Annotated in this window: 19 protein-coding genes; 10 read left to right on the forward strand and 9 right to left on the reverse strand. The window is 59.4% G+C overall.

Going from position 1 to position 21,747, the window contains the following annotated elements; translation table 11 throughout:
• Nucleotides 1–4: 4 nt before the first annotated feature.
• The 5 genes from ACSQ2Z_RS11475 to ACSQ2Z_RS11495 form a co-directional block, all read right to left on the reverse strand.
• Nucleotides 5–2,242, reverse strand: a complete 2,238-nt coding sequence (locus tag ACSQ2Z_RS11475) for an integrase (protein WP_436081317.1) — start codon at nucleotides 2,240–2,242, stop codon at nucleotides 5–7.
• Complete coding sequence (locus ACSQ2Z_RS11480) at nucleotides 2,239–3,021, reverse strand: hypothetical protein (protein WP_436081318.1); 783 nt, start codon at nucleotides 3,019–3,021, stop codon at nucleotides 2,239–2,241. Before ACSQ2Z_RS11480 ends, ACSQ2Z_RS11475 begins: the two co-directional genes overlap by 4 nt.
• A 3-nt stretch (nucleotides 3,022–3,024) precedes the next feature.
• A complete protein-coding gene (locus ACSQ2Z_RS11485) occupies nucleotides 3,025–3,348 on the reverse strand; it encodes a hypothetical protein (protein ID WP_436081319.1) in 324 nt (107 codons plus the stop codon).
• 4 nt (nucleotides 3,349–3,352) lie between these two features.
• On the reverse strand, nucleotides 3,353–3,718 hold the full coding sequence (locus ACSQ2Z_RS11490) for a hypothetical protein (protein WP_436081320.1): 366 nt from the start codon (nucleotides 3,716–3,718) through the stop codon (nucleotides 3,353–3,355).
• 153 nt (nucleotides 3,719–3,871) lie between these two features.
• Nucleotides 3,872–4,189, reverse strand: coding sequence for a hypothetical protein (locus tag ACSQ2Z_RS11495; protein WP_436081321.1), 318 nt, complete (start codon nucleotides 4,187–4,189; stop codon nucleotides 3,872–3,874).
• A 519-nt stretch (nucleotides 4,190–4,708) separates the two neighbouring features.
• On the opposite strand from ACSQ2Z_RS11495, the gene ACSQ2Z_RS11500 reads away from it, so the two are divergent.
• Nucleotides 4,709–5,422, forward strand: a complete 714-nt coding sequence (locus ACSQ2Z_RS11500; RefSeq protein ID WP_436081322.1) for a hypothetical protein — start codon at nucleotides 4,709–4,711, stop codon at nucleotides 5,420–5,422.
• Here ACSQ2Z_RS11500 and ACSQ2Z_RS11505 read toward each other — a convergent pair.
• On the reverse strand, nucleotides 5,394–7,700 hold the full coding sequence (locus ACSQ2Z_RS11505) for a DNA cytosine methyltransferase (protein WP_436081323.1): 2,307 nt from the start codon (nucleotides 7,698–7,700) through the stop codon (nucleotides 5,394–5,396). The two genes, ACSQ2Z_RS11500 and ACSQ2Z_RS11505, sit on opposite strands and share 29 nt — an antisense overlap.
• A 588-nt stretch (nucleotides 7,701–8,288) precedes the next feature.
• Between ACSQ2Z_RS11505 and ACSQ2Z_RS11510 the strand changes: the two genes are divergently transcribed.
• Nucleotides 8,289–8,489: a hypothetical protein gene (locus ACSQ2Z_RS11510; RefSeq protein ID WP_436081324.1), complete on the forward strand. Its 201-nt coding sequence runs from the start codon at nucleotides 8,289–8,291 to the stop codon at nucleotides 8,487–8,489.
• Between the two features lie 12 nt (nucleotides 8,490–8,501).
• On the opposite strand, the gene ACSQ2Z_RS11515 is transcribed toward ACSQ2Z_RS11510, so the two are convergent.
• Complete coding sequence (locus tag ACSQ2Z_RS11515; RefSeq protein ID WP_436081325.1) at nucleotides 8,502–9,119, reverse strand: type II toxin-antitoxin system VapC family toxin; 618 nt, start codon at nucleotides 9,117–9,119, stop codon at nucleotides 8,502–8,504.
• Between the two features lie 670 nt (nucleotides 9,120–9,789).
• Between ACSQ2Z_RS11515 and ACSQ2Z_RS11520 the strand changes: the two genes are divergently transcribed.
• On the forward strand, nucleotides 9,790–10,416 hold the full coding sequence (locus tag ACSQ2Z_RS11520; RefSeq protein WP_436081326.1) for a hypothetical protein: 627 nt from the start codon (nucleotides 9,790–9,792) through the stop codon (nucleotides 10,414–10,416).
• A gap of 9 nt (nucleotides 10,417–10,425) precedes the next feature.
• Nucleotides 10,426–12,306 (forward strand): AAA family ATPase, encoded by a 1,881-nt coding sequence (locus tag ACSQ2Z_RS11525; protein ID WP_436081327.1) that lies wholly within the window; start codon nucleotides 10,426–10,428, stop codon nucleotides 12,304–12,306.
• 17 nt (nucleotides 12,307–12,323) lie between these two features.
• On the opposite strand, the gene ACSQ2Z_RS11530 is transcribed toward ACSQ2Z_RS11525, so the two are convergent.
• The gene (locus ACSQ2Z_RS11530) at nucleotides 12,324–14,264 is read right to left on the reverse strand and encodes a DNA cytosine methyltransferase (protein WP_436081328.1); all 1,941 of its coding nucleotides are present in this window, start codon (nucleotides 14,262–14,264) and stop codon (nucleotides 12,324–12,326) included.
• A 465-nt stretch (nucleotides 14,265–14,729) separates the two neighbouring features.
• Between ACSQ2Z_RS11530 and ACSQ2Z_RS11535 the strand changes: the two genes are divergently transcribed.
• From ACSQ2Z_RS11535 to ACSQ2Z_RS11550, 4 genes are all read left to right on the forward strand, one after another.
• The gene (locus tag ACSQ2Z_RS11535) at nucleotides 14,730–16,016 is read left to right on the forward strand and encodes a trypsin-like peptidase domain-containing protein (protein ID WP_436081329.1); all 1,287 of its coding nucleotides are present in this window, start codon (nucleotides 14,730–14,732) and stop codon (nucleotides 16,014–16,016) included.
• A 25-nt stretch (nucleotides 16,017–16,041) separates the two neighbouring features.
• Complete coding sequence (locus ACSQ2Z_RS11540; protein ID WP_436081330.1) at nucleotides 16,042–16,530, forward strand: hypothetical protein; 489 nt, start codon at nucleotides 16,042–16,044, stop codon at nucleotides 16,528–16,530.
• The gene (locus ACSQ2Z_RS11545) at nucleotides 16,527–17,759 is read left to right on the forward strand and encodes a hypothetical protein (protein WP_436081331.1); all 1,233 of its coding nucleotides are present in this window, start codon (nucleotides 16,527–16,529) and stop codon (nucleotides 17,757–17,759) included. The genes ACSQ2Z_RS11540 and ACSQ2Z_RS11545 overlap by 4 nt, the downstream gene beginning before the upstream one ends.
• A 427-nt stretch (nucleotides 17,760–18,186) precedes the next feature.
• Complete coding sequence (locus tag ACSQ2Z_RS11550; RefSeq protein ID WP_436081332.1) at nucleotides 18,187–18,453, forward strand: hypothetical protein; 267 nt, start codon at nucleotides 18,187–18,189, stop codon at nucleotides 18,451–18,453.
• Between the two features lie 74 nt (nucleotides 18,454–18,527).
• On the opposite strand, the gene ACSQ2Z_RS11555 is transcribed toward ACSQ2Z_RS11550, so the two are convergent.
• Nucleotides 18,528–19,988, reverse strand: a complete 1,461-nt coding sequence (locus ACSQ2Z_RS11555) for a PLP-dependent aminotransferase family protein (RefSeq protein WP_436081333.1) — start codon at nucleotides 19,986–19,988, stop codon at nucleotides 18,528–18,530.
• A gap of 178 nt (nucleotides 19,989–20,166) precedes the next feature.
• Between ACSQ2Z_RS11555 and ACSQ2Z_RS11560 the strand changes: the two genes are divergently transcribed.
• Both ACSQ2Z_RS11560 and ACSQ2Z_RS11565 read left to right on the forward strand, forming a co-directional pair.
• On the forward strand, nucleotides 20,167–20,799 hold the full coding sequence (locus ACSQ2Z_RS11560; RefSeq protein WP_436081334.1) for a LysE family translocator: 633 nt from the start codon (nucleotides 20,167–20,169) through the stop codon (nucleotides 20,797–20,799).
• Nucleotides 20,800–20,812: 13 nt separating this feature from the next.
• On the forward strand, nucleotides 20,813–21,715 hold the full coding sequence (locus ACSQ2Z_RS11565; protein ID WP_436081335.1) for a dihydrodipicolinate synthase family protein: 903 nt from the start codon (nucleotides 20,813–20,815) through the stop codon (nucleotides 21,713–21,715).
• The last annotated feature ends 32 nt before the right edge of the window (nucleotides 21,716–21,747 follow it).

The raw sequence follows: 21,747 nt of genomic DNA on the forward strand, positions 1-21,747 counted from the left end.
TGGATCAATATTCGAAATCGAGGTCGTCGCCGGACAGGTCGCCGCCGCCAATACCTGCAAATCCGGATTCTTCCGGACGGATGACCTCTTCGGCCTCGGCCGCCGCCTGAGCCGACCGGCGGCTGGTGCCGAGGTGGCGGAAGGCATCGATGCCGACGACGGTGGGGTCGTGGGGGATCCGAAGCTCGGAAAGGTCGGGCCGGGCACCATCGAGGTCATCCTCCACATCGAGGTCAAAGTAGTTCTTCTCGACGATCGCGTACTGCCGTTCGGACGGGATGTCGGTGCCCAGCTCTGCTCGGGCGCTCGCTGCATGTCCGGCTTCGCGGAGGTCGTTCACGGCCTTGAGGAGGACAGACAGATGCAGCTTCGCGTTGGCGCGGTGGATCGCCCTGAGTTCCTTGGTGGCGCCGACCCACTCCCAGACCGACAGATCGTCAGGCAGGCCCATCGTGGCTTCCGCTTCGACCCAACGGGATCCGTCCCAAAACGAGATCTTCCGGAGACTGAACCTGTCCACGCGAATCTCGGTGCGAGGCGCTTTGCTTCCGGGGAGGGCGGCCTGCATGCGTCTCAACTCCTGGAGCCGCGCATGGTTGAAGTGGATGCCGAGGAATCTGACACCCTTGTCGCCGATCGCCTTGACGATCTTGGTGCCGAACACATGCCGCCGCTGATCGGGATGCAGGGGCGGAAGGATGCCGTACTTCGCAGTCAGGCGCAGCCACTCGTTGTGGGGCGTGGCTCCGTTGAGGCCGTCGTGCGGAGTATGATGGTAGATGTCCACGGTCGCACGCACGAGCATCCGGTTCAGTTCGTCGATGTTGAGCTTCGCCTGCGTTCCATTCGGTCCGCGATCGACGATGTTCGAGAAGGTGCGCCCTTCGAACCAGTGCATGAACCGCATGCCCTGCGTCTTGAAGACGGATTCGATGGTGCCGCGCCCTGCTGCCCAGCCGGCCGCCGTGAACTGATGGGTGCCACGCAACTGCGCGACCGCGGCCCGGACAGGCGTCGCCCGGAAAGCGGGTCCCCAGTCGGTGACCAGGTTGGAAAACAGGACGTTATAGATCCAGGGAGTGCCTGCACCGATGACTGCAGAGAGCATCGTCTTGTCGGAGACTGCCATCTCGAGTGCCGCCATCGCAGAGTCTCCCGATGGCGCCCGCGCGCTGAACCGCATCGCCAGGATGCACCGCGTGGCCACGTCGATGACCACGGTCACCCAGATGCGGGTGCTCTTGATGAGGTCGCGCTCCTCATCGGTCATCTTCTGTGCCAGTCCGGCGAACTGGAGAAGGACGAGCAGGTCGATCTTCCACTCATCCATCTCCACACGCTGCCCGGGCCGCATGATCTGGAGGCCATTGCCCGTCTTGGACAAGGCGGCCCTCGCGACGTCGTCACCCAGCCTGGAGGCAGTTAGGAAGTATCGGCCGAGCCCCTTGACGAGCTTGCCGAAAAATTTCGGGGCGGGCATGTCGTGCGGGCGCTTGTTGCAGGCGATCCGCTCTTCATTCAGCTTTGCGATTTTCGCCTCGAGCATCTGAAGCGCGCCCGTGATGTTGGGTCGCTTGTAGGCTGCATATAGCTTGGCGTGCTCCAGCCAGATGGCGAGGTCCTCGTGGTCGAACCTCGAGGGGATCGCACCCGGGCCGCTGGCGCTGCTGACAAGGGATTCGACGCGGAAACCGTTCTCGACATACGTGTTGTGGAGGCGGAAGAAATGCCGGGGGCAGACGACCTTCACCCATTTGTGGACTTTGCTTCCGCGAGAGTTGGCCTTTCGGGCGTTGTCGTTGACGGTTTTCTCGATGAACGGCAGAAGATCGGTGAGGCAGGTCGCTCCGGTCGTGATCCTCTTGCGCCTGAAACCGAACGACGCCAGTCCCGGGTATTCCGACCCAACCGCCTCGATTTCCAGATAGAGGTCGAGGCAATCCTTCAAAAAAAAGGCGCGTTCGAGCTTCTTTTCCGAGAAGTCGCCAAGTGCGGGAAGGCCGAGCGCGAGATCGGAGCTGCCCCGTTCGACTTTGAGACGTTGGGCGCAATAGAGCGCATAAATCTGCTGATGGCTGAATTCCTCGTCAAACCCGTTCCTGTCTCTTAGGGTGGTCGTCTTCATGTCCTGCGACACCAGGAGGTAGTCCTGGTCATCGATGGAGATGCTCTTGGCATCCCCGAGATAGTACATCGGTACGACGGCCTTGTTGTCGAACTCGAGCGGAAGGGCCTTGATCATGGTGCGTGCCTTTCGACAGGGAGGCGCACCTCCATCAGCGTGTGGTCCTCGATCCGGGAGGGGATGACGGGACGAAGCCAGCCTTCGCCGATCAGGACCCAGAGGGCGGTACGGCGATAGGCCTGCACTTCCAGCCCCTTCAGGAGTTCCCCGAACCTGATGTGTCCGCGGACATCCATGAGAAGTTGCTTGGCTTCCTCCACGTCGGCGTCGTTGCGTGCCCGTCTGGCGAACAGGATCTCTTCCGCGTTCGCGGCCGCGTACTCGCTCGCGAAGTATTCGGTGATGAAACTCACGTCGTCTGCGAAGCCTCCGATGCCCTGGTCCTTGATGAGGATTAGGAGATCGATCAGAAGCTTGGATGCGAGCTTCTCGAACGGCTTCACGGCGATCACGACGCGTTTTCCGCAACGCTTCCTGATCCAGAAGTCGAAGGTGTGGGCGCGGGTGACGCCATCGAAATCGACGTAGGTGACCTTGGGCCACTGCTCGCGCAGTTCGACCACGTCCATGGTCTTGAGGATTCTTCCTGCCTTGAGCTCGAGCGCGCTCTCCATCAGGATGATGGTGTCGTTGAGCGGGTTCACTGCGGTAGCGCGCGTGTTGAATGGCGATTTGTCCGAGGGGATACGGGACGCGCTGCTCGGCCCCGGCATGGTGTCGAAGGTCTCCGTCTTGGTCGGTCGGAGATAGGTTACGACCTCGGGGATTTTGTGGTTCGGCACGATGCCGACCCGCTTCTCCAGGATATGCTGCTTGATGTGATGTTCAGGTCTCATCGGTCAGACTCCCGCGGTACCCGGAAGCGAGTGGGTTGCCGCCACGTCCGGCAACTCCTGCTGCTGGTGCCCGGACCGTTCGTCCAAGCCGACGACCACGACTAGCTTCAGCGACCGGGTGTCCGCGGGGATCTGCAGTGCGGATGCACCCACCACGAATTCCGCTGCCGCCCGCAGATCTGCGCTGGTGTCGAGAGAGAGCTCCCGCAGCTCCGGCGGGAGTGTCTGCAGCAGGTTCTTGTCCAGGATGCCGCGGTCACGGGTCGCCGTCGAAACGGCGACGGCAGACGGGTGGATCTTCATGGTGGTCTCGAGTTTGGTCGTCATCGGATCACCAGCGGGAGAGCGTGTCGCGGTCGAGCGACTCGAGAAGCTCGTTGAGGTCGGAAGGACGCGATGCTTTCGGCCAGAAGGACGGGGCCGCCTTTGGCATGCCGGGCGGATGGTTCTTACGGCCGGTACGGCGCGCGTAGCTGATCTGCCTGCGGAACTGGCGGAAGCTGCAGGGACGCAGACCGAGGCGGCTGCATTCTGTATGCATCGCCAGGTACTGTTCGGAGGTGTTCTTCCAGCCCTCGGCATTCGCAGCCTTGGCTGCGAAACCCAGATGGACCGCGGTCTCGACGGAGGAGTAGGGCGCGCACGAGGTTTCTGCGACGGATACTCGAGACTGAATTGCGACGGTTACGGCGTTCACGGTGGTCTCCGTTGGTTTTTTGACGCACGTCGGCGTTCCCCGGAGTGACCGAGGCGCGACATGCTGGAATTTCAGGGGAGCCGCGGTGGCGGCAGGGACTACTTGAGGTCAGGCGGCGTAGAACGTTTTCCGCTCTGCGCCCTTGGGCGGGGGTTAGACGCTAGCCGCTTCTGCATCGAGCTCGGTCATGATGAGAAAAACGTCGAAGGGGACGACCTTCAATTCCTGGGCGCCGATCTCGCGGAGCTTGGCGTTGAAGCCCTCCATGATCTCGGCGAGCTTGCGCCAGATCTTGAGCTCGTTGCCGGGATGTTCCCCTGCGAGCTCGAGAGCATCCGCAAGAGCAGTGTTCTCGAGGTGGAGATATTCGGTCGGACGATTGGAAAGACCGGGGAACAGTCCCGAGGATTCCTGGGGTCCGGACTTGCTGATTTCACCGAGCAGGGTGACGAGGTTGTCGAGGTGTGCCATATTGCGGCTCCTTTGCCAGTTCGATCTCCGAGAAAAGCCTTTCCTGACGAACGGCGCGTATCCGTCCTCGGGTGGATGTTCTCGTTGAGCGAACCTGTAGTGGAGCCGTGGCGTTGGCGCAGGACCTCGCCGGAATGTTCCTGGCGAGAAGTTTTTTGCTCATTGTGAAATGACACCGGCTGATCCGGCTGCTGGAAGGCGTCTTACGCATAGCAGGTCTCCGAGACAGGTTGGGCCAGGGAGACGGGACCGGCAATTGCTCAGTCTCGGTCGTCTCCGCATTCTGTCGTCGAGCGTATTATCCGGATGCGCATCATGGATCTCCGTCGAGAAGCCAGCTTGAAGCCTGATCATAGTTAATGACCGACGCCAAAGTTTGTCCACCAATTTATTTCAACCGGTAGGTGTTGACGTCCAGGCCCAGGCGCCGTTCAATCCGGCGCCCGCGCGAGCGCGGCGATCCCTTTGTGGCATGCATGCAAGGATCGGATCCTTCCTCAAGCACACAGGAGGACCACCATGCGCAAGTACGTCATGAACCGCGTTGCCGAAGCCCGGGAGCGACTTGCCCCCGTTCTCAGGGAACTGGGGCTCACACTATATGTCGCGGACAATTCGGAAGACACCGCGATCTTCTTCCGCGGGTTACTCGACAGCAGAAATGGATCTCTGTCGAATCCGAGATCCCCGGTGACCCTCCGCTTCGCACTTCCACAATATGTGGAAGGCAGGGAAGCCCAGTGGCATGACGCGGACCTGCATGTCGACGACTGGAGGCTCAAGCCCCTCGGGAGATCAGGCTGGTCGCACCAGCGCTGGTGGGGGACAGAAGCCGTTCCGATCGAGAAGGCGGGCAACCGGATGTTCGCGTGGATCGAAGGCAAGATCCGGAAACACGGGGTCATCACCCCCGTTGCCAATCAGGATTGGATCGTCGACTCGGAGGCATTGGCCGACCTCTACTGGGAGATCGGCGGACGCCTTAGGGGTCTCGCGATCGTCAGGGTCCCCATGCAGTTCGGCAAACTTAGCGAAGAGGTCGAGGCTCTGACATTTCAGGATCGCGAGGGAAGGCGCGTCCATATCGTCCCAGGAGGGATAGGAACCGTCCTGATCGACGGCCAGGAGGCTGGCAAGTATTATGGAAATACTGCATGGGCCGCTCGGCTGGTAGAACGCCTCAAGAAGGGCAGCGAAGCCGCTGTCAGCGGCTTGGAGCCGCCTCGTCGGTGACGCGAGGGGAGGCCGGGTACCTGCCAGTCAGGGCATATTCGATCTCAGCCTCCCTCACAGCGAGTTCAGCCTCCCCGGATTCGCGGATCCTGTCCCGCAGGAACTTCACCTGCGCTGCGCCCTTGCCGGGTTTTGACGGAACAAGCGCGGCCAGAAACCTGTCTCGCGCCTCCTGCCGAGCCCGGGCGTCTTCGATCCCGGCCATGGACTCCTCATGACGCACGAAGTGCTTCACGTTGTCGAAGAACGCCGCGCTCTGCCATTTCTTCTTGTGCAGACGGAGGGGAGACAGCTTGCCGATCCATCTCTCGTCGATGATGGGCTCCGCGAGGGCGGCGTCGAGGTCGAATTGTATTCCTGTCAGTGCCGAATAGATCTTGAGGCCGACAGCCTTTGCGAGGATGGGCGGCAGGGCTTCGGCTACCATGTCCACGTTGCCACCTCCTTCTGCATGGAAGGTCCAGCCGGCCGGGAAGCCCTGAGCCGCAGCGATTATCGCCAGTGTCAGCCTGGGCTTGAAGTGCTTGTCCAGAGGGGCTCCGGGCCTTCCATGGTAATCTTCGAAGTCGACGACCTGTGGTGGGCCGTCGGCATATGAAGACGCATCGAATCCTTGTCGCACGAACGGGTCGAGGTGGCTGTGGCGATCTTCGCTGGATGAGACAGGGATCGTGGAGAGGAGGTTCTTACTGTGCGCATCTCGCCAGTATCCGGCCCACTTGTTGTAGCTGGCCTGTGCCTCCCTCGCGATGACGGAGTGCGTGGGATCCGGCAGCGCTTCATGCTGGATGACAAGGGGACCCAGAGCTTCGACGACAGATTGGATGACCGGCCTTTCGCGCACCGGTGCGAGAAAGGTCCCATCCTCGCCCTTCCTGATCCCGACGATGACCAGCCGTGTCCGCTCCTGGGGCAGCCCATAGTCGCGGGTGGCGATTTCGTGAGTGTCGACGTCGTAGCCGAGGCGCGTCAGTTGCGCCTCCGTCTCGGTGAGATACGCCAGATGCTGCTCATATGCGAAGCTGGCCGGGGTTTCGAACATGAAGGCGCGAGGCTGAACGATTTCGACGGCCCGTACCAAGCCAGGCACGAGATTGCCCTTCGCTGTTTCATCCGTCGTCTTCTTCTTCCTGGAGACAGGTGCGGACGGCAAGCCCCCTGCGAGCAGATCGATGCCTCGATATCTTTCAAGCTCCTCCTTGGCCAACTTGGTGATGTCGGCCTTGATTACCGGCCAAGATGGCCAGTTCTTCCGGAGCGTCGTGATCCGTTTGTTGTTGATCTCATAGAGGCCATGGTGAGCGAACCCCGCCGACATCAGGCCGATCGCCATGCCTCCGGCTCCGGCACCCAGCTCGAGCACCCGGAGCCACCTGGGTGGGCGGGAATGAGCGACCAGCGGCTCGAGTTCTTCCGGGTGCTGTGTCCCTAGATTGCGCACCGCATCCCACAGTTCCGTGGAAAAGATGGCGTCCGCAGAAGCGTCGAAGGAGAAGCCGCCACGGTGCCCGAAACACCCCGAGGAAAACCTGCGCAAGGCCTCATGGGTCCTGGCGACGAGCTTTGCCTCAGGATCGAGGAGAGCCGCTTCCTCCAAGGATTCGGCACCACCGAGCACCCGCTCGAATTCCGCAAGAAGGGAAGCGGCCAGTTTGGAGACCTCATGGTGCGCGGCGAGGTATTCGCTGCTGACAATGATCTCTGCCCCTTCTTCGGGCCATGGGAGGTGGCGCAAGAAGAACCTGTCGAGCCTGGCGATAAAATTGTCGGCGTCTGCTTCAAGGGTTCGTATCGCCGCGGGCGTGTTCCTTGCGGCCGTTGCCAGGAGGGAGGCAGTCCTCCTGTCGGCTGCGGTACGTTCGTCCCCGCTGCGAGACCACCTCAGAAAGGATTCGATCTGAGCAAGCCTGCTGCTCCCGACCGGATGTCCGGCACCGATCATGCGGATCGCTTCGGCGCGCACCTCCTCGGACGAGTCCGCCAGGAGGCGTAGCGTCTCAGGAGAAGCTACGTGCATGGGCATGTCGCTGTCTTCGTCGGACGTGTTCAAGGATCCGGCAATTTTGGACACGGCGACAAAGATCCTGATGTCTTCCGGAGCCAGCCCGGTCTCAACGAGCAGAAGCTTTTCAATGATCTCTGGAGCCGCCATCGACTGCAGCTCACCCACAGCGTCCGCAATCTCGACAAACCTTCGGGAAAGTGTCGCAATCTTACCCTTGAGGCGGCGAGCGCCAGCCACGATTTCTGCCTTGTTCGAAGAATTACCTGTGCCCATTGCCGTGCCTCCATCTTCTCGCTCTCGTAGCAGGCAATACATTTCCCTGGTTCAAAGAAATAAAGTGAATTTTCGGTAGAGGGAGGTCTGCATTGGTCCGGTCACCATGGTGCGAGCCGCGTAGTCATCATCGAAAGGATTCGATTGAGCGGGAACGCACCGACATCGGGTCTAATGATGGAGGTGGTGCCATCATTCAATGGAGATCACGATCCTTTCGGTGTTCAGGATGTCCCGGACTACGCGATCCTCGGTGAGTGTGTCTCATTCTTCCGGCGGATGAAGGTTGGGTCCACTCTCGGCCCCAGGAGGTCTCCATGCGCTAGACTGCACGTCTGAGCTCGAACACATCCGGATACGGACTACAGGTGATTAACGCTTTGCTGGAGCACCTAGATGGCTCGCCCACCAACCGATCAGTGCGAAATCTTGAAGAGGGATTAGGCCACAAGAAACCGAAGCTCCTGGAAATCTCTGTTGGACGTTGCAGGGCGCCCTTCAGGGAAGCTGCCAAACGGGTTAATATCGAGGCAAATCCAAAGCTGGTAGGATCTCCGCGATGGCGGAGTGTCGGAAACGGAGATTGGCATGCCACACGGCGGAAACAACGATGAGGGCACACCCGGCGACGTTGGCGCGATCGGGGAAATGGCCGGCGACAACGAAACTGTCGGCGATGCATTGGCAAACCTCGGTTTCGAGCCAGCCAAGGTCGGCCGCAAGATCGTATCCCAGGGGAAACGCAGAGAAAATTTGAAGAGGCGGGCAACCAAGAGCAAGGACGAGTAGAGCTTCGGTGAGCTACTGCGAACCGTTTCCTGGCTCGAACGAACCGGCGATCCTTGGCGACTTCGGAAGCTTGGGCAGGACCTTCTCGTGCGGGTCGGGCTCGGTTGGATCGAAGTATGGCAGCGGTACCTCGAAGCCGGGATCCACAAACCACTGCGCCTTCATCGGATGGTACACGCCGGGCAGGGAGAAGAGCTCGTTGATCTTGAGAAAATCATCGACGTTCGCAGTGAGGATTGGAATCCGGTGAACGATGGCGACGGCCGATATCATCAAATCGTGCCCGAGCCTGTTGCTCTTCTGGCCGCGCTGAATGGTCCACATGTGCCGGAGGCTGGGAACAGATGTCATTTTGGCGTAGACTGTCGCGACATCAGCAGTCATTTCCGGAAACGGAAAATCCATGTCGATGAGCTCGCTGACCCAGTTGGCGATAAGAAGCGCTCTCCTGGGATCGTCGTCTGTTCGAAGGTGGGCTCCGCGCAGTAGTTCTGTTATGACTGGATAGCAGAGTGCGAGACGATATATGCCAACTCGCAGGAGCCAGGGACGCAGTCCCATAGGCGCTTTCACGCGGCCCATGAGACTGACGATGTCCGTATCCATTAAGAGAATAGGGTCCTTCAGCACTGTAAAATCCTGTTGTCAAAAAACTACCGTCTTGAAAATATCCGAGGTGCGATGCAATTCCTTCGTTAGAGTAAGGAGACTGGCAAACAGTCCAATAGAGGCCCAGATGACGCATGATTCCGATTGGCAGAGACACGAGGCCGAGGCCCGCATCCAGGAGGTTCTGGGCGCAGCTAAAGTACGTGGTACTCAGAGAGTGATCGACACCGACGGCAGATTTGACGTTACATTCGTGCCCAGAAAACAGACCCTGGAGGAGCTATTCTCCCGCCCTGGTCCTCTTCCTGACGATGATGATGGCAATCCCTGATCACTTTTTCTGCAATTACGGTTGGAAACCGTAACCGGCGACGACAAAACCAACAAGATAGGGTGTGTCGAATTCCTATGACTTCGCCCTACATCACTGTTTTAGAATGAGATAACTTTAGCGCCTCCGTCAGAAATGCCACACAAACCCACGCACTTGCTTCGGCCCGAACGTGCGGCTGGTTTTAACGCTGCGAAACCAGGCACACAGGGGCACACAATTTCGGTTGACGTCCGGATGGACGTTCACTAAATGTTCCTTCTATGAGCAACACGTTCACGACCTCCCTTCGAATACGCTGACGGATTTCCGGGACCGGTCCCGGTGCCGCCCAGATCGTTGTTCGTTGGAGTGCAGGTCATGAAGACCGAATCCGCTCGTGCCGCAAGCGATGACGCTTGCGATTTCAACAAGGTTTACAAGCCGCGTTTTCCTTTCATCACCGTCAAATGTGTCGGTCGCATGCTATTTCGCTCGCAGCAGGCAAGTGACTATGCATGCCTTCTGGAAGTTGATCCCGAAGTAGTCGCCTGGCGGTGCGTCACGCGCCCGATCTGCAATGACTCGAGCGCACGAAAGCCTCGGCATCACTTTGTGGATTTCACAGTCAAGACCGCGACCGAGACCCTACTCGTCGATGTCGGGAAGTGTGATCCTCACATCGTTACCTGGCTGCCGAGCGCCGCAGCACGGCGTGGCTACCGCTACCAAGCCGTTTCCATCTGCAACCTCAATCAGATCCGCCTCGCGAACGCGCGGGATCTTATCCGATACGCGGCCCAACACGCCAGTCTAGGCGACCGCATCCGGATTCTCGCCGGCCTCGATGAGATGGGATCGCTTACGCTCGTCGAATGCCTCTCGGCGGTGCGAGAAGGCGGTGCGATGGGGTCGGTCGCCAGCATGATCCTGCATGGCCTGATCGAGGTCGACCTTGATGAGAAACTGCTCGGTCCGGATACAATCGTCCGCCGCGCTCGGTCGTAGGAGACCTCGATGAAACGGGCAAATTCTCACGAGCGGATGAACTCGCTCGAAGTGACTACCTATGCCAATTCACTCCGTATCCCATTAAGGCGATGCGGGATCTTTCTAAGGGGCGACAAGACTGTAGGCTTGGTCCTGCCACCCGAGGCGGACATCTCTACATATCAGCAGGCTGTCAAATCGGTCCTGATTGGCGGCGGGATCCTCCACTACGCCGTCCCATTGGTGCGCGTCAGCGCTTACAAGGGGGAGACGGATGCGGACGACGCAGTCAAGACCGTCTCGCTGAGCAACGCAGTTATCGTCGTGATCGCGCAAGGTGCCGTTCTGCCCCGAGAACTCTCGGTCTCACTGGATCGTCTCGAGCTGGTGACCGTGGTCAAGCCGTATCATCTGATCGCTGCGGCAAGGACGGTGCTCGATGCGGTAATCACGCGGGATCAGGCCACTGCGCTGTTCTCGTATCCTCTGCCGTTGATGTTCGCCGCTCTCAGGCGGTCACGCCCGATCGAAGTCACCCTGGAGAAGCTGGCAGCTTCGATGGATTTGGAGGCGGTGCCGGAGGTGAAGCGCGCGGTCGCGTGGGAGCCGAGGATTGAACAGCTTGCAGGCTATGGCAAGGCCACCGAGTGGGCGCTGGACCTCGTCGAGGATATCGCTGCGTGGAGGCAACGAGAGGTCGAGTGGCGCGACGTGGACGCGGGATTGCTACTGAGCGGTCCGCCAGGCTCCGGGAAGACCTTGTTCGCGAGCGCGGTGGCCAGATCGTGTGGAGCTGCTTTCTTCGCGGCGTCGAGTGCGGTTTGGCAATCCCACGGCCACCTCGGTGACATGTTGCGCGCAATGCGGAAGTCATTCGAGCAAGCGATCGCTGCCGCACCGTCAATTTTATTAATTGACGAATTCGATTCCTTTGGCTCCCGAAAAAATCTTCGGGGAGACAGCGCATCTTATGGTCTACAAGTGATCAATGCACTTCTCGAACACCTTGATGGCGCTGTGGGGCGCGAAGGTGTCGTCGTGATTGCGGCTACCAACAGGCCGGACGATATCGATGAGGCGCTCCGCAGGCCGGGTCGCCTGGACCGCCACATTGCGGTGGAGATGCCCGATCAGGAAGCACGTGAGCAGATCCTGTCGGCGCATGTCGGCGTGGCTTTGCCGCGGGACGAACTGAAAACGATCGCGGTGGCAACCAGTGGCTATTCCGGGGCTGCTCTGCGGCAGCTTACCCGTGATGCGCGCCGAATCGCTAGAAAAGCAAGGAGGTCAGTGTGCGGTTCCGACTTCATGTTGATCGTGCCGCCCGTCGCTGTGTTAACCCATAAGGAGCGATGGCAAGTGTGTGTTCATGAGGCTGGACACGCGATCGTGGGGCTCGCGCTCGGTACCGGTGATATCGAGGCTATCGTCGTCGCCCGTCAGGCTGCGCACCGGGACGATAGCGTCGGCCACGTCAAATGGCGCAGACCAGTTGTGCTCAATCGGACGCTTGGGGCCTACAGGAATGAGATTGCGATGCTGTTAGGTGGCAAAGCTGCTGAGAAGGCAGTCCTCAACGAAATGTACTCTGGCTCCGGTGGCGTTGAGGGATCGGATCTTCATCGAGCGGCGGACATTGCGACAATTCTAATCGCCGGCCACGGTGTTCATGGGCTCGGGTATACCGACGTCTCCCGATCGCGAGATCTCGATCAGCTTCGTCGGACTGATCCCATCTTGCGGAGGAGGGTGGAGCGCCTGCTGGCGGAGGAGTTGGCGCGAGCGGAGGATATCGTCAGGGAGCGGCGGGTCGATGTAATGCGCGTCGCGGAAGCGCTCATGGAACACGAGGTGTTGTCAGGCGCTGGCGTCGCTAAGTTCATCCTAGGACGGAATGCTCCGCCCTAGGACTGGCATCTGCACAACTACGGTTGCATCTCAAGTTCAGCCAAAGCAATCCGTTCGGGAACCAGCGGAGGAGCATTGATGAGCGTTCTCCTTTCGGCCCCGGGCCAAAGAATGCGTTCCCAATCCCATGTCACGTCCTTAATTGCGGCGAACAGTGCGAGTCCGACGGCTTGCGCCAGCCTCGGCGGAACGGCATTGCCGATCTGATCGGCTGTCGCTTGCTTACCCCCCGAGAATTGCCAATCGTCGTCGAAGTCCTGGAGACGAGCACGCATGCGTGCGGTCAGCGCGGGCATGAAGCCTGGTTTCGAAGCCTGCTCCGGCGTCGGCGCAGAGTCTGGCAGGCCAGCGATGTCGACGCACTTCGCGCCCCAGCGAGCCGCCTCCTTTTCCCGAGGCAAGCCGCGTCGTGTGACGATTGTTGAAGCGAGCGCACCTAGAGCCAACACCTTGCCTTCTCGGTCCAAAATGGGCTGTTCGCGCCGGGCACGAGCCCAATCGTGGGCCCCTGTCCAACCATTCGCCGACATCAGGTCGACGAGTGCATCGCCGATGTTAAGTCGGCGTCCAGGAAAGGTGGGCGGCATCCTGAACGCACCTTCGAGATCCTTCCGCAGACCAATGATCAGAACACGGCTGCGCTCCTGCGCGATGCCGTAGTTTTCGGCCTTCATCCTGTGGATTTCTACCTGATAGCCAGCCTTTTTGAACCCGCGCAAGAAATCGGCGACATGATCCGCGTGACGTGCATGCAACAGACCGTCGACGTTCTCGAACAGAAACGCCCGAGGCCTTACTTCGGAAATGACGCGGACCGCTTCAGGGAACAAATCCCGGGGATCATCCTTGCCAAGACCGTAGCCGTCGGACGAATAAGGCTGACATGGAATCCCTCCAGATACGAGGTCGATATCCATCTGGCGGTATGGTTGAAAATCAGTAGCCCTGATGTCGCCCTCGATCACATTCCAGTCTGGTCGGTTCACGCGGAGAGTCGCGGCGGCATGCTTGTCATATTCGATGAGCGCGACATGATCGAAGCCGGCGCGCTCCAAACCAATCGCCATGCCACCAGCACCCGCGCAGAGCTCGACGACCTTCAGGCGATGGTGAGGGGGAGGCGGTGTTTGAACGTTTCGGTGGTCTGACTTGTATTCGAAGAGCGCATGTCCGGAGAACGTCAGAAGGGCAACGAGACCAGGATCGCGAAGAGTTCTCAACTTCAGCCCGCCAAATGTGCCGCCTTCAAGCCTCTTCAACGCGTCAAACGCGAGAGCCATTTCCTGTGCCGTCGTATTGGGTTTCACATCTTGCGGTGTCGGATGGTCAGATCCAAAGAAGGATTCAAACGCCCTTCGAATCTGCACGGCACCCTCGCGAACTTCACTCGATTCGAGCATTTTGGGATCGCGCTCGTCCATCAGACTTTCGACAAAGGCGCGAAGAATGTTCTGAAAATTGGTAAGCGATTCCGCAAGGTTTTTCCTTGCCGCAGTCGCTAACTTTCGTCCGTTTCGCTTGGCCAAGACCTGTCCGGGTGTAAGTTGCGCTTCCTTCAAGCGCCTGCGGATGCTTGCCACTTCTTTTGTATCGATGCGAGCGCCGATTGCCATGCGCTCTAGCACTTCGGTCCGTGTATCGCTGTCGGCTGCAACGAGCGCCTTCACGACCGGAAACTGCGCGCGCGAGGTTTCGAGAAGCTCTTCGTAGCCTTTCAGCTTGGCCCTGAATCCCACGTAAGTCGAGAGTTCGGAAGGGGGCATGTTGCACGTCACGCGCAGGAATTCGCGGGCTTCGCGTTCGGTCGCAACCTCAGTGAGTTTCTCAACTTCTGCAGCCATGTCGAGGATTCGGGCTGACATTTGCTTTTGCAGCGCGATGATCCGCTGCTTCGCCGCCGTCAGTGCCTCTGCCTTCGAATCCATCATGCCACCCAAGATTGCCAACGCCCAGTGCATGGCTCATACCGGCACACCCGTTAAGCGCCCGGGAAGGGATTCATTCAAATGCGATCGGTCAACGAATTCAGGATGAGGAAGTAACCCCGCAGCCTGTTCCTTGCTCGTGGCCTCATCATTCCTTGCGTTTGCATAAGGATGTGAGACGTCGAGAAGATGGAGAGGTTCGTCCATTGCCACTGGCACCCGTGAAAGAGGTTGCTTGGCGGCGCGTTCAGGCGGGATCGAAAATTGGCTTCATTGCGATTTCCGCCTGGTTTTTGGCCCACCACAAGAGCCGCATCCCGGAGGATTGTTTGTTTATGTAGCGAACTCAAGAGCCTTGGTTTCGCAGGAAGTCTCCGCTGGCGGCGGACGCACCAGGATTTTTGAGATTTCCATCGCCCATCGTTAATCTTCATTGCAATATCTGGTTGAAAAGCTGCCTCCAGAAGCTTTAGTTCTTGATGGCTTGGGGAATCATGAATGTCTATCATCTACCGCGTCATTGTCGCCGCCTGCCTTTCCACGGCTATCGCCTCGAACTGCCTTGCAGAAGACCCGGCATCCTCCGGGACGGGATTTGCGGTCACGCCCGATGGATGGGTTCTGACCAATGCTCACGTCGTTCAGGGTTGCGGCCGCATCGAGGTCAAGGGCAGGGGTGACGCGGCTGATCCGCGCATCGACGAGACTAATGACCTGGCGGTCATGAAGATCTCCAGCAACGAACCATTGAAGCCACTGGTATTCCGAAGGTCACCTACCAGGCTCGGTGAGGACATCGTTGCGGTCGGCTTTCCTTTGGCGACACTTCTGGCGGACTCCGTGAAGGTCACCACCGGGAACGTCAACGCACTCGCGGGTATCCGCAACGACACGAGATACATCCAGATTTCAACACCGATACAACCCGGAAACTCTGGAGGCCCGGTGGTCGATCGAAATGGCTTTCTCCTGGGAATAACCAGCGCAACGCTCTCGAAGAAGACTGCAGATGAGATCGGCATCACCGCTCAGAATGTGAACTTCGCGATCCGTGCATCCGTCGCCGAGCTGTTCATGCAATCTCAGAGCCTAGCCAACCAGAGCGTTGAAAAAGCTGAGAACAGTAGTCCTATTGCAACAGCCGATCTTGCCGATCAGATTACGCCATCCGTCTTCCAGATCCTCTGCTACTCACCCAAGGAAACGCCGGTGGCCGCGACGTCACCCGAAGATGGCTCCGCAAGAGTCCAGCCACCTGCGAGTTCGGTCGACCTGCCGACAGATGCCGTTTCCGTTGATGAAGCCTCGCTGCGAGTGCCGCAAGCTCGAACAGGATTCGTCCGTCACCCGAAGGGCGTCGCGCCGATCAAGGCTGCAGCCAGCGGCGATGCGAAGGCGATTGGACAAGCGCCTAACGGAAGTACCGTCGAAGTCATGGAAGTGCGCGACGACTGGTACCGCGTTACCGTCGGAGGCTCCAGCGGATACATGCACTATTCGTGGGTGCGGGTGAACCAGTTCGAGGAGGCAGCGGGTGACGGACGGTTCGTGCAGGTCAAGAGCTTCCGGACGCTCGAAGACGCTCGGTCATTCATCAATGGCGCGCCGGTCCCGCTCGCTGCACATCTGGCTGCGAACGGCTGGATCGCAGTCACCCTGCATGACGTCTATGGCGAGCAGGAGGCAAAGGATGTGTCCAACGCCTTGAAGGCTCGTGGCCTAATCGAGAAGGATTCAATGGTAACCTACGGAAACACCTATGTTCGCAAGATTTGCTGTGACTGACACTGGATCCATTGAAAGGCACATTATGTACTCGTCATTTCGACACCTCTCGCTTGCACTATCCGTCACTCTCGTGGCCATCTCCGTCCTTCCGGTGTTCGCTGCCGAGGATCACTCGATCTACTACGGGTCACGCTCGGGAATGCATCTGACAACGATCTCCAAGAAAGGGATCGGAACCGCTAATGCCGTGATCATGGTCAAGCACACGTCCAAGGATGCGAAGGCATTCTGCGTCGGATATGACCAGGACAATTCCATGGCCTGCGTGAAGCGCACGTTGGCCGAGGTCAAGGTCGGCGACCGGGTCACGGGCAATTGCCGGAAACGCACCTGGATTGATATGTACGGACAATCCTACGCGTTCGAGGGAACGACCAAGGCCTCGGACAGCATGGCGGACTATGCCGTTCGCGACCTGAAGTCGGGAGAAATTCTGGATGGCTCGTCCGCGTCCGGATACGGCGTGGCACTTACAGTTTTCCAACAGCTCTGCCCTGGTATAGCGGAATGAAACTTGCACAGCCTTTGTCCCTGGCAATTCTAGGCTTGGCTTCCTTTCTTTCGAACCCTGCCGCATGTGCCGAATTCTCATTCGAAGGGGTAAAAGATGATCCCATGGCCGAGGCTCGCTTCCGGTTGAAGGGGGAGATCGATCGGGGCGACGTGCAGCGGCTCGATGCGGTCATCCAATCGGCTGGGATCACCCACGCACAGGATCCATGGCGCAAGATCGTGATCTCGCTCGACAGTCCCGGTGGCTCCTATCATGAGGGGCTCGATCTCGCCTTGGCGTTTCGCCGACGCGGCCTCGCCACCGTTGTTCGTTCCAGCGATGAGTGCCTGTCCGCCTGTGCGATCGCCTTCCTGGGTGGCTCGGCCCTCCCGAAAGACCCGAATCCTGTCGGGGATGATGACCCGCTGCCGGATCAGCTTCCCCAGCGATCACTCGAACCTGGAGCCGTGCTCGGGTTCCATGCGCCGTATCTTGCTCTTCCAAACAACGACTACAACGCATCGGTCGTTGCCGATGCCTATAGGTCAGCAGTGCTGGGAATATCGAGGCTCGTTGAGGTCGCCGACAAGCTTTACGTAGTTCCAGCAGAGCTTCCGAAGCTGATTGCACCGACGAAGGACGAACTCTTCGTCGCGGACGAAGTAGACAGTGTCCGCTTCCTGGGCATCGATTACGCCGAGCATACGTATCAGATGCGGGACAAGCCCGGGGTCACGCGCTCCATGATCGTGAACGGGTGCGTGAACCGTTTCTATCACCTTAAGCGACGCAGTAGCGTCGACGGGTTTTCCGTCGCCAAGGCAACAATCGACGAGTTCATCGAGGGATCTCAGCTACTCGAAAATGGTGAAGACCAGATCGCCTTCGGGACGCACGTATTCCGGCAGGGCACGATCAAGACATGGGTCGCATATCTGCCGATCGCGAAGACCGCCGATGGAAAGAGTTTTGTGTGGTGCCTCTTTGCCCCGGAACCATCCAATCTGAATACCTATTACAAGGCAGCCGGATCCATTGAAGAACTATTTGCTAGCTTCGGCGGCAAAGGCGATCTCATGACGCTTTCTACAATGAATGACATGATCGCGCCGACGACGGGAGACTGGATATACGACATGGTCCGCGATATCGATCTCGTCCCGCCGGATACGAAACTCAGCAGTGTCGCCAGCGTTCTCGATCAGTATTTCGCCACGGAGAACGTGATGAACTGGAAAGCTCGTTGAGACTGACCCGGGAGTGGTACGTCCTTCTTGGCGTTGCGGCGATCCTGCTGTCGATCGTTTCCACTGCAGAAGCGACGAATTCTCCGTGCAGCGGACGAAAGGGCGGCATCGCGGGGTGCCAAGGCGATACATTCATCTGCAACGACGGCTCCGTGAGCGCGAGCAAGAAATCGTGCTCGGCATACATGGGAGGCGCTGTCGGTCTGCTTGGCGGCGCGGAATCGCAAATGACCCCTGCATACGATGGAGAATGCTCCTGCCGATCGGGCGCGTACTGCACCGGTCCGCGCGGCGGGCAATACTGCATGACTGACAGTGGTCGAAAGAGCTACCTTCGGAAATGACAACGAGCAGATAGCACCTGTAGTGAATGATATACCGCTCTTGATCGGTGTCAGGTGGCGGACTGAGACAAACGGAGGGTAGTGTGAGATCCGTTCTAGGCATAGACGCCGCATGGACGGATCGCGAGCCGAGCAGCGGCGCCCTCGTTGCCGATGACAGCTCCGGCCGGCGGCTGATCGACGTGGCTGCCTCTTACGCCGCATTTCTTCGAGAGGAAACGGATGCCGGGCCCATCGCTCGCCATCGAGGGTCGGTGCCGGATGCGGCATCCTTGATCGAGGCTGCGAACCGGAAACTAGGTGTGCCAATGGATGTCATTGCCATCGGCATGCCGTTGTCGAAGATGTAACTCGCAGGGCCTCTGACAACATGATCTCGTCCCTCTACGGTACCGCACGAACAACGGCCAGACATAGTGCCGCGTCAAAGTACGCCATCGTAAGCATTGCGCAGGAGCTTTACGCCCCTATCGATTTGTTGCTCGGTGAGACTTGCATACCCCATCACAAGGCCAAGGCATTTCAAATTCAGCCCCTGGCCAAAGTAGTGAGGTGTGATGGAGTAGATGCCAACTCCAAGCTGGGAAGACCTCTCAATGAATGACGTCGCCATGGAAGGGGACAGGTCAAGGAACCAGGCGACGACGTGCAGCCCGGCTTCCGCGCCTTCGATCCTGACCGCATCATGGAATTCGACTTGCAGCGCGTCGAGGAGCGCTGTGCGTCTGCGGGCGTTGTGACGCCGGGCCTTACGCACGTGACTTTCGTAGACGCCAGACTCCAGCAGGGTCGCCAGCGCTTCCTGTGCCAGGATGGGGGCATGCCTGTCCGTCAGGCGCTTCGCGTGCGCGAACACTTCCTGCAATTCCCGCGGCACGACGACGTAGCCAATCCGGAGCGTCGGTGACAGCGTCTTTGAGACCGTTCCGACATAGATGACGTTCGACGCGCCTCCGAGCGCGCGTAGCGGTGGCACGGGATTCATGTCGAACCGATACTCGCTGTCGTAGTCGTCTTCTATGATGTAGGCGCTCTTCTCCTCCGCCCACCTCAGCAACTGCTGGCGTCGTCCGATGGACATCACGCTTCCCATGGGAAACTGATGTGACGGCGTCACATAGGCCAGCCGGGCGTTTACATCCGCCAGCAGGTCCGACCTGATGCCTTCGACATCCACGTCCACCGGGGCCGCCATGGCTCCGGTCATCTCGAAGATGCTTCCCGCCATCGGATAGCACGGGTCCTCGATGACAAATCTGTCGCCCTCGTCGAGCAAGAGACGCGCGCACAGGTCCAGACCTTGCTGGGAGCCATTGACGACGACGATCTCATCAACCTCGCATCTGATGCTCCGTGCTCGCCAGAGATAGCCCTGCAGGGCGGCGCGCAAGCGACTAGAGCCGCGGGGATCGTCGTAGAATAGCTTGGGCGGCCGGCGGAGCGCCGCGTCGTTCATGGCCTTTCGCCAAGCGAGGGTCGGGAAGTCAGAGGATGACATGTCGCCGTAGCGGAAGTCCGCGACCAATCTCTCGGATGGGACACGCATCGGGATCGCCCGAGACCGAAGCCTTTCTCCGAAAGCGGAGAGGCTATGCGGCTCTCCGGCTTCGTGAAGGGCTCCGGTCTTGCTGCCTGCGATCTTGATGGCGACCCGCGGTCGAGCTCCATGTCGAATGACCACGAACCCCTCGGCGGCTAGTTGTTCGTACGAGGACGTCACGGTTGTGCGCGAGACGCCAAGTTCGACTGCCAGAGCGCGGGCCGATGGAAGGACGCCATCGTGGCCGTACACGCCGGCCACGATCTGCTCCCGCAGGCTCTCGTAGATGCCGCGCGCCCCCAGGCCCGGTGACGAATTCTGCTGACGGGTGGACAACTGGACCATCACTTCTCCCTACATAGAGAGGTTTCGATGATCCAAATAGACCGAGAAGACTCGTCCGCCAAGGATTTAATAGAAACTGGACCAGACTTTTTGAGGTAAAAGTGGTTCTATGTCAGGGCCAGTTGAGAGGGTATTGAGGGTGCCAGGTTGCACGCCGCCGCCCGAAAGAAGTAAAACTATGCTGGCCGACATCCACCAACTCACTATCGTCTTCACCGCCTATATCATTGCCGCCGGTAGTCCCGGCCCGAGCAATATGCGGATCATGGGCGTCGCCATGAACGACGGTCGCAAGGCCGCGTTGGCAATCGCGTTGGGCGTGGTAAGCGGCTCGATCTTCTGGGGCCTAATGGCGGCGACAGGTGTATCGGCGGTTCTCAGTCGATACGCGGAAGCTCTTGTCGTCCTGCGGGTCCTTGGAGGACTGTATCTCCTCTATCTCGCCTTCAGAGCAGGCAAAGCCGCACTGTCTTCGGACAAGGACCAGCTTCGGCCGTCCGACGAACGCAAGGCGACAGCAGCCACGCTCTACAAGCGCGGACTGCTAATGCACCTGACCAATCCGAAGTCGATCCTGGCATGGATCGCGTTAATGACGCTCGGGCTCGGTCCTGGGTCGTCGCCCCACACGGTCGTCGTGATCCTCCTGGGCTGTGCGATCCTGAGTGTGACGATTTTCTGCGGCTACGCCGTCGTCTTTTCGACAGCTCCCATGATCCGCTTGTATAGGCTGGCGCGCCGATGGATCGAAGGTACGTTGGCCGTATTCTTCGGGTTCGCTGGACTGAAGCTTCTCCTGACCCACATCTGAAGGCCTTCCTGTCATGTCTATCTTTCAAGGCCTCTCGGCATTCCCGATCACGCCTGCCGACGCTTCCGGCAGGATCGACACCGCAGCGCTCGCGCGTCTTCTCAAGCACATCGCGGAGGCCGGGCCGGACTCCATCGGTCTGCTCGGCAGCACCGGAGCCTACGCTTTCCTCACGCGAGACGAGCGTCGGCGCGCGGTTGAAACGGCGATCGACACCGTCGGCGGCAAAATCCCTGTCATCGTCGGCGTCGGTGCGATCCGCACTAACGATGCGGTGGCCCTCGCTCAAGATGCGAAGGCTGCGGGTGCCGACGGTCTGCTCCTCGCGCCAGTTTCCTATACGCCCCTATCCGACGACGAGGTTTTCGAACACTTCGCCGCCGTCGCCAATGCGGGCCAACTGCCGCTGTGCATCTACAGTAACCCCAGTACCACCAAGTTCACCTTCAGCCCGGCCCTCATTTCCCGGCTGTCGAAGGTCGCGAACATCGTGGCCGTAAAAATGCCTCTGCCGTCGGGTGGCGACTTCGGTTCCGAACTCGCCACTCTCCGGTCTATCACGGGGTCGGCATTCAAGATCGGCTACAGCGGTGACTGGGGCGGCGCACCGTCGTTGCAGGCCGGGGGCGACACCTGGTATTCCGTCGTCGCAGGACTTCTACCTTCGCAGGCCTTGGCTTTGACTCGGGCGGCGCAAGCTGGGGACACCGTGGCCGTCGAGCGACTGGACGCGGCCTTTGGACCTTTATGGGCGCTGTTCAATGAGTTCGGCAGCTTCAGGGTCATGTACGTAATCGCCAAGGTTCTGAACCTCTGTGACGTTGACCCGCCACGTCCCGTTCTTCCATTGAGTGATGAGGTGCGACAGCGCGTCGCCGCCGCTCTCGACCGCCTCAACGATGGCTTTCCCAATTAATTCCACCCCTCCCATTCAACTGGGGCAGACAG

Source organism: Pararhizobium sp. LjRoot235, from assembly GCF_964254145.1.
Lineage (GTDB): Bacteria > Pseudomonadota > Alphaproteobacteria > Rhizobiales > Rhizobiaceae > Pararhizobium.